The following is an 11,305-nucleotide window of genomic DNA, read 5'->3' as shown; positions in this document are numbered from 1 at the left end:
GCCGGGCGCTCGGCGTCTGCGCAGTTGTCGCTTGTGCGGGCCACGCCCCCTCAGCCGTTGGAGGCCGACCGGGAACCGGCGAAAGCCGAGAGCCACGCGGGCGAGGCGCGGGCCGCCCCGGCCTACGCGGACAAAGGGCGGCCGGATGAGGACCGGGCAGCCGCCGGCCGTACGGAAACGTGGCCGGGCGCCGAAGGGAAGCCGGGAAAGGGGCGGCCGGCGAAGCGTCCCCCGGCGCTCCCGCCCTGGCCCGGGCGCCTGCCCCGGCCGCAACCCGCGGTCGTGCTGCCTCGCCCGCTCGGGGCGGTGGTGCTCGACGAAGCCGGCTTCCCGGTCGGGGTCAGCGCCCGCCTTGAACTCACCGCCCCGCCCGCCGCCCTCGTGGTCGAGCGTGGCCGCCCGGTCGAGGTCACCGGCTGGACCGGGCCGTGGCCGGTCGACGAGCGGTGGTGGGCGCCCGGCGAGTCCCGGCGCCGCGCGCGTTTTCAGATGACGCTGGCCGACGGGAGGGCCTTGCTGGTCTCGCTGGTCGGTGGCCACTGGGCGGTGGAGGCGGTCTATGACTGAACGGGAGGGCCGCGGTGGGCTTCAATAACCCGAAGGTGCCCTGGTCCGATCTGGAGAACATGCTCTCCGGCCGGAAGCCGGTGCCGCCGCCCGGCGACGACGCCCACCGGATCGGCACACCGGACACCGCGCCCTACAGCGTGGATCCGCTCGCCGTCGACGCCGACGGCGGGGATTCGCCGGCCTGGAGCCGGAAGCGGAAGCCCTATGAGGCGCCCGCGCTGGTGCGGCCGGAGGAGCCCACCGTTCCCTACGCCGAGCTGCACTGTCACACCAACTTCAGCTTTCTCGACGGGGCCAGTCATCCCCGCGATCTGGCCGAGGAGGCGACCCGGCTGGGCCTGAGCGGGCTCGCCGTCACCGATCACGACGGCTTCTACGGTGTGGTCCGGTTTTCCGAGGCGGCCGGGGAGCTTCATCTGCCGACGATTTTCGGCGCCGAGCTTTCGCTCGGCCTGAGCAGGCCGCAGAACGGCGAACCCGACCCCGAGGGGCGACATCTGCTGGTCCTGGCGAACGGTCCTGAGGGGTACGCCGCGCTGGGCCGGACGATCGCCAACGGCCAGTTGGCCGGCGCCGAGAAGGGTAAGCCCGACTACACCAGCCTGGAGGAGGTTGCCCGGGAGCTGGGTGGCCGGGGCACCGTGCTGACCGGCTGCCGTAAGGGGATCGTGCCGCAGGCGCTGGCCACCGGCGGGCTCGGCCCGGCGATGTGGGAGCTGGACCGGCTGGTCGACCTGTTCGGCGAGGACCGGGTGGTGGTCGAGTTGACCGATCACGGTAATCCGTACGACGAGGACCGCAACGATGCCCTCTTCGCCCTCGCCGGCCGGCGCGGCCTGCGGGCGGTCGCCACCAACAACGTGCACTACGCGAGGCCGTCCGATCGGAGGCTCGCCACCGCGCTCGCCGCCGTGCGGGCCCGGCGCAGCCTGGACGAGATCGACGGCTGGCTGCCCGCGGCCGGCACCGCCCATCTGCGCAGCGGGGCCGAGATGGCGCGCCGGTTCGCCGGTTATCCGGGTGTGGTGGCCAACGCGCACGAGCTGGGCGCCGAGCTCGCCTTCGACCTGCAGCTGGTCGCCCCGCAGCTGCCCGCCTTCCCGATCCCCGAGGGCGGGCACACCGAGATGAGCTGGCTGCGGGAGCTGACGATGCGCGGGGCCCGGGAGCGTTACGGCCTGCCCGAGGAGGTGCCGGAGGTCTACGAGAAGCTCAGGTACGAGCTCGACATGATCGAGAATCTCGACTTTCCCGGCTACTTCCTGGTCGTCTACGACATCGTCCGGTTCTGCCGGGAGAACGACATCTACTGCCAGGGGCGGGGTTCGGCGGCGAACTCGGCGGTCTGCTACGCGCTCTACATCACCAATGTGGACGCGTTCGAGTACGACCTGGTCTTCGAGCGGTTCCTGGCCCCGGAACGGGACGGCCCGCCGGACATCGACGTCGACATCGAGTCGGACCGGCGGGAGGAGGTCATCCAGTACGTCTACGAGAAGCACGGCCGCCGGCACACCGCCCAGGTCGCCAACGTGATCTCGTACCGGCCGCGGTCGGCGGTGCGGGACATGGCCAAGGCGTTCGGGTTCTCGCCGGGGCAGCAGGACGCCTGGAGCAAGCAGATCGACCGGTGGGGCAGCGTCGCGACGGTTGACGTGGAGGACATCCCGGAGCAGGTCGTCGAGTTCGCCAACACCGTGCAGGACTTCCCGCGGCATCTGGGCATCCACTCCGGCGGCATGGTGATCTGTGACCGGCCGGTGTCCGAGGTGTGCCCGGTCGAGTGGGGCCGGATGCCCGGCCGCACCGTGCTGCAGTGGGACAAGGACGACTGTGCCGCGGTCAACCTGGTCAAGTTCGACCTGCTCGGCCTGGGCATGCTGTCGGCGCTGCACTACGCGTTCGACATGATCCACGACCGGCTCGACTTCACGAACATCCGGCCGAACGACGCCGAGGTCTACCGGATGCTGCAGGCGGCCGACTCGGTCGGGGTGTTCCAGGTCGAGAGCCGGGCCCAGATGGCGACGCTGCCCCGGTTGAAGCCGGTCGTGTTCTACGACCTGGTCGTCGAGGTCGCGCTGATCCGGCCGGGCCCGATCCAGGGCGGCTCGGTGCATCCGTACATCCGGCGCAAGAACGGCCTCGAGAAGTGGGAGATGCCGCATCCGACGATGGAACGCGCGCTGGCGAAGACCCTCGGCGTACCCCTCTTTCAGGAACAGCTCATGCAGCTGGCGATGGATTCGGCCGGGTTCACCCCGCTGGAGGCCGACAAGCTGCGGCGGGCGATGGGTTCGAAGCGGTCGATCGAGAAGATGCGGGAGATGCGGGACCGGCTCTACGAGGGGATGGCGGCCAACGGCATCACCGGCGAACTGGCCGAAGACCTCTACGTGAAGCTGTGCGCGTTCGCCAGCTACGGCTTCCCGGAGAGCCACGCGATCAGCTTCGCGTACCTGGTCTATGTCAGCGCGTGGCTCAAGCGCTACCACCCGGCGGCGTTCTGCGCGGCGCTGCTCAACGCGCAGCCGATGGGGTTCTACTCGCCGCAGTCGCTGGTCGACGACGCCCGGCGGCACGGGGTCGAGGTGCGGCGGCCCGACATCAACCTGAGCGACGCCGCGGCGACCCTGGAGATCACCCCGGAGACGAAGGAGAAGGCCGGGGAGAAGGAGAGGCCGCAAGCCTGGGGGCTTGGCGGCCCGGCCGTACGCCAGGGGCTGTCCCGCATCCGCACGATCGGCGACGACCTGGCGCAGCGGATCGAACAGGAGCGCAAGGCCGGCGGGGACTACCGCAGCATGGCTGACCTGGCGCGGCGTACGGGATGCACCGCCGTACATCTGGAAGCGCTGGCGACGGCAGACGCGTTCGCCGGGTTCGGTCTTTCGCGCCGTGAGGCGCTCTGGGCGGCGGGAGCGGCCGCGCAGGACAAACCGGACCGTCTGCCGGGCACGGTGACCGGGACCGACGCGCCGATGCTGCCCGGGATGAGTGAGGTGGACCGGCTGGTCGCGGACGTGTGGGCGACCGGCCTGTCGCCGGACCGGCATCCGGCCCAGTTCATCCGCAAGCAGCTGGAACGGGCGGGGGCGCTGCCGATCGAGCGGCTGCCGGGGGTGAAGGCGGGCACCCGGATCCGGGTCGGCGGGATCGTCACCCACCGGCAGCGGCCGGCCACCGCGGGCGGGGTGACGTTCGTGAACCTGGAGGACGAGACCGGGATGCTGAACGTGACCTGCTCGCCCGGGCTGTGGCAGAAATATCGGCGGGTGGCCCGGACCAGTTCAGCGCTGCTGGTGCGCGGCCGACTGGAGAAGGCGGAGGGGGTGCTCAACCTCGTCGCCGACCGCCTCGAGGCGATCACCCCGCCGGTGACGCCGGCTTCACGCGATTTTCGGTGATTCGCGGCTATTATACGGGTTAGGGGGCCATCATGATCCGAACACTCATCGCCGCGGCGCTTCTGTTCAACCCGGCGCCGGCACAGTCACACCTGACGCTCACCTATGCCGCCCAGACGGTCCGGCTGGCCTGCAACCCGACCGCAGGCGACCACCCCGAGGCGGCCCAGGCCTGCGCGGTCCTGCGCCGCACCGGCGCCGACCCGGCCAAGATCAAACCGGCCCAGGTCATGTGCGTGATGCTGTGGCAGCCGGTCACCGCCCGGATCGCCGGGACATGGCGGGGCGCTCCCGTGAAGTGGACGCACCAATACGGCAACAGCTGCGAGATGACCCGGGCGACCGGCGTTCTGTTCAAGTTCTGAACGCCCCCGCCCGCTACGCTGCCCGGGTGGACTCCACATCGACGCGAACGGCCCGGCCCCAGCTCACCGCTCGCACCGCGGCCGTCTGGGCGGTGCTGCGCCGCGAGCTCGACCGGCACCCGGACCAGTCACTGACCGTGCTCGACGTGGGCGGCGGCACCGGCGGCTTCGCCGTGCCGCTGGCCGAGGCCGGCCACCAGGTCACCGTGGTCGACGCCAGCCCCGACGCGCTCGCCGCGCTGACCCGGCGGGCCGCCGACGCGGGCGTCGCCGACCGCGTGCGCGCGGTGCAGGGCGACGGCGACGCGCTGGCCGCCCTGGTCGAGCCGGGCACCGCCGACCTGGTGCTCTGCCACGCGGTGCTCGAAGTCGTCGACGAACCGGCCGGGGTGGTCGCGGCCATCTCCGCCGCGCTGCGCCCGGGCGGAGCGGTCAGCCTGCTCGTCGCGAGCCGGGCGGCGGCGATCCTCGGCCGGGCGATCAACGGCCACCTGCGGTCGGCCTCGGCGGTGGTCACCGATCCGGACGGCCGCGCCGGCGCCCGGGACACCCTGCGGCGCCGATACGACGCCGAAACGGCGGCGGAACTCCTGCGGTCGGCGGGGCTCGAGGTGGTGGAGACCCACGGCGTACGCGTCCTGGCCGACCTCCTTCCCGCCGCCGTGCTCGAAGAAGACCCGCAGGCCGTGCTCGACCTCGAACTCGCGCTCGCCGCCCGGCCGCCGTTCCGCGACATCGCCTCCCAACTGCATCTCTTCGCCCGCAAGCCTCGTTGATGAGCCTGCCGATCGTTCCCGACGACCACCTGCCCGCGTCGGCGCTGCTTCCGGTGAACCCCGCCTACGGCACCGGCAGCCTCGCCGACGTGCTGCCGAGCGTGAACGCGCTGCTCGGCGTGCCCGGGACAACCGACGTCCTCGGGCTGCGCTCACGGCTCGACGGCGTCGAACGCGTCGGTGTGCTGCTCGTCGACGGGCTCGGGTTCCATCAACTTCCGGTCGCCGCCGCGTACGCCCCGACCCTGGCCGACATGTCGGCCGACGCCGGCTTCCTCACCGCGAGTTTCCCCTCGACGACGCCGGTCAGCCTGGCCACGCTCGGCACCGGCGTGCCGCCCGGCGCGCACGGCATCCTCGGCTTCACGGTGCGGCAGCCGGACGGCCACAACCTCACCCACATCCACTGGGGCAAAGAGCCGGACCCGCGCGAGTGGCAGCCGCTGCCGACCCGGTTCGAGCAGGCGGCGGCCGCGGGCGTCCGCACGGCGGCGGTGACCAAACCCGAGTTCGAGGGCACGGGACTCACGGTCGCGATGAACCGCGGGGCGCCGATCATCCCGGCCTCGACCGGCGAGCAGGTGGCAAAAGGGCTGGTCGAGGCCCTTACGGCCGGGCCTTCGCCCGCTTTGGTGTACGCCTACCACCCCGACCTCGACAGCGCCGGCCACGGCCACGGGGTCGACTCACCGCAGTGGCGCGCGGCGGCCGCCGGCGTCGACACCCTGCTCGACCGGGTCGTCCATTCACTGCCGCCGCGATCCGCCCTCCTGGTGATCGCCGACCACGGCCAGCTGAACGTGCCGGCCACCTCCCGCATAGACATGGGTCTGATGCCGGAACTGTCGTCGGGGGTGATCGGGGTCGCGGGAGAGCCGCGGGTCCGCTACCTCTACGTGGCTTCCGGTGCCCGGGACGACGTGATCGCCGCGTGGCGGACCGTCTTCGGCGATCAGGCCGCGGTGGTGAGCCGCGAGCAGGCGATCGACGAGGGGTTCTACGGCCCGGTGCCCGCGTCGCACGTCGGCCGCATCGGGGAGGTGGTCGTGATCTGCCGGGAGCGCACGGTGTCACTGGCCAGTGGGTGGGAACCGCCGAGCGTGAACACGCTCGTGGCCTATCACGGTGCGTTGACGGCCGCGGAAATGCAGATCCCGCTGTTGATCGCCCGTTGAGGTGGCGACCGCGCTGTTGATCGCCCGTTGAGGTGGCGACCGCGCTGTTGATCGCCCGTTGAGGTGCCGACCGCGCTGTTGATCGCCCGCTGAGGTGCCGACCGCGCTGTTGATCGCCCGCTGACGGGTCGGCTTTGCGCGGCGGTCGGTGCCAGACTTGGCGCGTGATCGACAGTCAGTTCGCCCGGCCGCGAGGCCTCCTCGGGCGCCTCGTCGGCCGGATGATGGCCCGCCAGAACGCCACCTTGACCCGGCGCACCATCGCCGCCCTCAACCTGCGCGGCGACGAAACCGTCATCGAAATCGGTCCCGGCCCGGGCGTGGGCCTCCTGCTGCTGGCCCAGTCCCTGCCGAACGGCCAGGTCATCGGGGCCGAACCGGCCCCGGCGATGCGGGCCCAGGCCGCGTCCCGCACGCGACGCGTCAGCGACCGGGTACGCCTGCTCGACGCGACCGCAAACTCCCTGACCCTGCCGCCCGCCAGCGTCGACGCGGTCTGCGCGGTCAACAACGTACAACTGTGGCAGCCGCTGCCGACGTCGCTCACCGTCGTCCACGACCTGCTGCGCCCGGGCGGCACGCTGGCCCTGGGCGTTACGGAGCACGCCGTGCTTCCCGGCGGGGGCAGTGTGGGCAGCAGTTATGACACCTCGCTCCGGCCCTCCGTGGAGGAGGCGGGCTTCGACGTGACCACCGCGGTGTGGGAACCGGGCGGGAACGGCAACGAGCTGCTGCTCCTGGCCCGGCGCTCCGGCCTATGATGATCAACCGGGGTTGCTCGCATATCAGAGGAATCAGAGGGTCACGCGTTGCCATATAGCTTGGAGAACCGACTGGTCATCGGCATCGCCTCCAGTGCCCTCTTCGATCTTGCGGCCTCCGATCAGGTATTCCGTGATCAAGGCGAGGAGGAATACCGTCGATATCAGGAAGAAAACCTGGAGATTCCGCTCGACCCTGGCGTCGCATTCCCCTTTATCAGGCGACTGCTCTCACTCAACGACCTGAGCAGCGAGGGTGACCCGCTGGTCGAGGTGATCATTCTTTCGCGGAATGACCCGGACACGGGCCTGAGGGTGATGAAGTCGGTCGAACATCATGGGCTTCCCATCACCCGGGCCATTTTCATGCAGGGCAAGTCGCCCTACAAATTCATGCCGGTCCTGCACATGTCGCTCTTTCTGTCGGCCAATCCGACTGACGTGAACGAGGCGATGGCCCGCAACCTGCCGGCCGGCCAGGTTCTTCCGTCCAACTACACGGAGGACGACGGCGACTCCGACCTTCGGATCGCCTTCGACTTCGACGGTGTCCTTGCCGACGACGCGTCAGAGCGGGTCATGCAGGCCGAAGGGCTCGACAGCTTCCATGCCCATGAAACGGCAAACGCGGTGACGCCGCATTCGCCCGGTCCGCTGCATGACTTTCTGAAGCAGGTCAACAAGATCCAGCGGCGGGAAGAGGCGAAACGAGCCTCCGATCCGACCTACCGGATTCGACTGCACGTCTCCATCGTCACGGCTCGAAACGCACCGTCCCATCAGCGCGCTGTCGCCAGCCTCAAGGCGTGGGGAGTCACGGTCAATGACGCCTTCTTCCTCGGCGGCATCGACAAGGGCGCCGTCATCGGCGTCCTCAAACCGCACATATTCTTCGATGATCAGCAGGGACACCTGATCTCTACGTCTCAGGTCGCACCCAGCGTCCATGTGCCCTTCGGAATTGTGAATAGTCAGCCATTGCCTGAAGCGTGACGTGCTCCGTCCAGCGACGGAGCAGTCGTCTGCGCCGAGATCGATCTCTGGTGACCGCTTCGTGCTCGGGCGTCATCCGTGACCCGCCCGGGGCCCTTTTTTGTCAGGGGGTCTGGTTAACCTGCTGGTGTGGGTCGCAGCCAGGTGGTTCCCAAGGGACGTGACCCGCGTTTCGGGCCGGAAGCCGACGACGCGGGCTGCACGATCCTGCACGTCGACATGGATGCGTTCTTCGCCTCGATCGAGGTCCGCGCCCGGCCCGAGCTGCGTGGCAAGCCGGTCATCGTCGGTGGCCTCGGGCCGCGTGGCGTGGTCAGCTCGGCGAGTTACGAGGCGCGGCCCTTCGGGGTGCGCAGCGCGATGCCGATGGCGCGCGCCCGGGCGCTGTGCCCGCGCGGCGTCTTCCTGCCGGTCGACGGGGCCAAGGTCGCCGAGGCGTCACAGGCCGCGATGCGGGTCTTCCGTGACGTGACCCCGCTGGTCGAGCCGCTCTCGGTCGACGAGGCGTTCCTCGACGTCGCCGGCGCGCAGCGGCTGCTCGGGCGTCCGGCCGAGATCGCCGCCCGCATCCGGGCGCGCATGGTCGCCGAGCTGGGCCTGAGCTGTTCGGTCGGGGTGGCGCCGACCAAGTTCGTGGCCAAGCTCGGGTCGACCCGGGCCAAGCCCGACGGCATGATCGTGGTGCCGGCGGCGCTGGTCCTCGACTTTCTGCACCCGCTGCCGGTCGAGGCGCTCTGGGGCGTGGGGGAGCGGGCCGCCGAGACGCTGCACCGCCTCGGTCTCCACACGGTCGGCGAACTGGCCAGCGCTCCGTGGGGCATGCTGCGCCGGGCGGTCGGCGACGCGTCGGCGGCCCACCTGCACGAGCTGTCCTGGGGGCGCGACCCGCGCGGGGTCGAGCCCGAGCAGGTCGAGAAGTCGATCAGTGCCGAGATGACCTTTGACACCGACGTGTCCGATCCCGCCCTGCTCCGGCGCAGCCTGCTGGCCCTGGCCGAGAAGGTCGGGGCCCGGCTGCGCGCCTCCGGCAACGTCGGCCGCACCGTCTCGATCAAGGTGCGGATGGCCGACTTCCGCACGGTCAACCGCTCCCGCACGAATTCGGCCAGCACCGATGTGGCACGCGAGATCTTCGAGACGTCGTGGGCGCTGTTCCGGGCGCTCGGCCCGACCGAGCAGATCCGGCTCATCGGCGTACGCGTCGAGGGCCTCACCTCGGCCGCCACCACATCCCGGCAGCTCACCCTGGGCGAACCCGAGCGCGGCTGGCGCGAGGCCGAGGCCGCGGCCGACGCCGTGGCCGCCCGATTCGGCCGCGCAAGCGTCGGTCCGGCCAGTCTTTTGGGACGAAGCGATCTCCGGCGGACCGAAAATCACCCCTACTCGACGGTCGTCCCGCTTTCCGACCCGCCAACCCCCTCGTAGACTTGCTCGGTAAGGCAGCCGACGGCTGTCCCGCGCCACTTACCTAAGTTTCACCGCCGGACCCCCGATCAGAGGGACCGGACACGCGCCCGGGGAGGAATGCCGTGCCGCTCTCGGAGCACGAGCAGCGACTGTTCGATCAGATCGAACGGTCGCTGGCCGAGGATCCTAAGTTCGCCTCGGCCGTGCGGGCCAACGACCCGCGTTTCCATGCACGGCGCCGGCTGCTGGTCGCCGCCTTCGTGATCATCCTTGGTCTGGCACTGGTCGTCTACGGCACGGTGAGCAGCAACACCCTGCTCGGCGTCGCCGGTTTCGTGGTCATGCTCGGCTCCGCGGCGTTCGCGCTGCAGTCCCGGCGCAAGGGCCACGCACCCGACCTGCACGCGGTGGGTGGCACTGCCACGCGCCGCACCCGCCAGACCCGCAAGGCCGGCTTCATCGACCGTCTGGAGGACCGCTGGCGCCAGCGGCCCGAAGGTCACCGCTGACCCCGACCCCCACCCCGCCGGCCCCACCCCACTGGGCCGGCCTCCGGTGAAGGGCGGCCCGACGGGCCGCCATCGCCATTTTGTGCTTGCCCTCCCCGGTGCCTGCCCCATATCGGGCTATTCGCGGGCTTCGCCCAGATTGGCAAGGCGCGAATTCAGCGGCGGCTGGCCGACCGAAGTGTCGCGGCGGGAAATTTGCTGTTTGTGTCCGGCCCCGTGGTGTGCCGGAATTCTTACGCGTACGCCCAGCCCGGCGCGTGGTGCGGCGCGAAACCTGCCTGTGTGCGACCAGTCGTGGTGTGTCGGAGTCAGGCTCGCGACCAGCCTGGCGTGTGATGCGGCGACAGCTCAGGTGCGTGCGACCACCGGCCGACGGGTGGTGTTCGGCTGCGTGTGGCTGGCCGACGGGCGGCGTGATGGGAATTCGGCTGAGTGCGGCCGGTTGATGTGTGACATTCCACCGCGGCGATCTGTCGAGAGCGGACAATCGCGCCTTAGCCGCGATCTCGGCCGGGCGACGGACCGGGCAGCGATCTCCGCTCAGTGCGGCTGCGATGCCGAGGTCTGCCGATCCGGTCCGAGCTCTACCGATCGCTCACTCAGACCCGGGTGAGCGTTACGACCTCCGGGAAAGGTGAGCGGGGATGAGCATCGAGATGCGGTTCACGAAGTGGGGCGGGAAGCCGCACTGGCACTACCCGGTCGTGCCGCTCGGGACCGACCGTCACGGATGGTGGCTGGGTGGCGCCGAGGGCACGCTCTTCCAGCGCGGTGACGAGGAGCCGATTCTGCGGCCGCACGACTACGTGATGCTGGTGCCCGACGTGGGGGAGTGGATCGCGACCTGGCACGCGGCGAGTGATACCGAGATATACGTAGATGTCACCACCCGCCCGGTCCGCAACGGCGACATCATCGAGGCCGTCGACCTCGATCTCGACGTGATCCGCAAGCGCGACGGCCGGGTCCTGCTGGTCGACGAGGACGAGTTCGCCGAGCATCAGGTGCTTCTGGGCTATCCGACCGAGGTGATCGCCCGGGCCCGGGCCGCCGCCGACGACCTGGTCGCCCGCGTCACCGCCGCCACCGAGCCCTTCGACCGCGCCGGCCACGACTGGCTCGCCCGCTTCGGCGCCAGCAAGAACGGCAGCTAAGCGGCAACCACAAGCGTCCGCCAAAGCGGCAGCAGGAGCCGTCCGCCAAGGCCGCAGCAGGAGCCGTCCGCCGAGGCGGCAGCAGGAGGGTCTGCCGAGGCGGCAGCAGGAGGGTCTGCCGAGGCGGCAGCAGGAGGGTCTGCCGAGGCGGCAGCAGGAGGGTCTGCCGAGGCGGCAGCAGGAGGGTC

9 protein-coding genes and 1 pseudogene are annotated in these 11,305 nt (G+C 70.6%); all 10 read left to right on the top strand.

The genetic code is table 11. From position 1 onward, the window contains the following. Positions 1-567: pseudogene (locus AB0M88_RS51185) on the top strand (DNA polymerase Y family protein); the annotation flags it as partial. Between the two features lie 14 nt (positions 568-581). Beyond that, the gene (locus tag AB0M88_RS51180) at positions 582-3,977 is read left to right on the top strand and encodes an error-prone DNA polymerase (protein ID WP_364115270.1); all 3,396 of its coding nucleotides are present in this window, start codon (positions 582-584) and stop codon (positions 3,975-3,977) included. 32 nt (positions 3,978-4,009) lie between these two features. Beyond that, positions 4,010-4,342, top strand: coding sequence for an SSI family serine proteinase inhibitor (locus AB0M88_RS51175; RefSeq protein WP_364115268.1), 333 nt, complete (start codon positions 4,010-4,012; stop codon positions 4,340-4,342). A 26-nt stretch (positions 4,343-4,368) separates the two neighbouring features. Further along, complete coding sequence (locus AB0M88_RS51170; protein WP_364115266.1) at positions 4,369-5,118, top strand: methyltransferase domain-containing protein; 750 nt, start codon at positions 4,369-4,371, stop codon at positions 5,116-5,118. Continuing rightward, complete coding sequence (locus AB0M88_RS51165) at positions 5,118-6,293, top strand: nucleotide pyrophosphatase/phosphodiesterase family protein (RefSeq protein ID WP_364115264.1); 1,176 nt, start codon at positions 5,118-5,120, stop codon at positions 6,291-6,293. The genes AB0M88_RS51170 and AB0M88_RS51165 overlap by 1 nt, the downstream gene beginning before the upstream one ends. A gap of 164 nt (positions 6,294-6,457) precedes the next feature. Beyond that, entirely contained in the window at positions 6,458-7,054 is a 597-nt protein-coding gene (locus AB0M88_RS51160) for a methyltransferase domain-containing protein (RefSeq protein WP_364115262.1), read from the top strand. Between the two features lie 60 nt (positions 7,055-7,114). After that, on the top strand, positions 7,115-8,047 hold the full coding sequence (locus AB0M88_RS51155; RefSeq protein ID WP_364115260.1) for a 5'-nucleotidase: 933 nt from the start codon (positions 7,115-7,117) through the stop codon (positions 8,045-8,047). 129 nt (positions 8,048-8,176) lie between these two features. Next, the gene (gene dinB / locus AB0M88_RS51150; protein ID WP_364115258.1) at positions 8,177-9,472 is read left to right on the top strand and encodes a DNA polymerase IV; all 1,296 of its coding nucleotides are present in this window, start codon (positions 8,177-8,179) and stop codon (positions 9,470-9,472) included. A 104-nt stretch (positions 9,473-9,576) separates the two neighbouring features. Then, a complete protein-coding gene (locus AB0M88_RS51145; RefSeq protein ID WP_364115256.1) occupies positions 9,577-9,963 on the top strand; it encodes a DUF3040 domain-containing protein in 387 nt (128 codons plus the stop codon). A gap of 644 nt (positions 9,964-10,607) precedes the next feature. Next, the gene (locus tag AB0M88_RS51140; RefSeq protein ID WP_364115254.1) at positions 10,608-11,117 is read left to right on the top strand and encodes a DUF402 domain-containing protein; all 510 of its coding nucleotides are present in this window, start codon (positions 10,608-10,610) and stop codon (positions 11,115-11,117) included. Positions 11,118-11,305: the final 188 nt, after the last annotated feature.

It is taken from the genome of Actinoplanes sp. NPDC051411 (assembly GCF_040682075.1).
Taxonomy (GTDB): Bacteria; Actinomycetota; Actinomycetes; order Mycobacteriales; family Micromonosporaceae; genus Actinoplanes.
Note: the sequence above shows the minus strand (reverse complement) of the source record. Positions and strands in the feature narration are given on the sequence as shown.

Excerpts from the sequence above, each read along its gene's own strand:
- AB0M88_RS51175 (WP_364115268.1), top strand. The coding sequence starts at position 4,010 with ATGATCCGAACACTCATCGCCGCGGCGCTTCTGTTCAACCCGGCGCCG.
- AB0M88_RS51165 (WP_364115264.1), top strand. The coding sequence starts at position 5,118 with ATGAGCCTGCCGATCGTTCCCGACGACCACCTGCCCGCGTCGGCGCTG.
- AB0M88_RS51140 (WP_364115254.1), top strand. The coding sequence starts at position 10,608 with ATGAGCATCGAGATGCGGTTCACGAAGTGGGGCGGGAAGCCGCACTGG.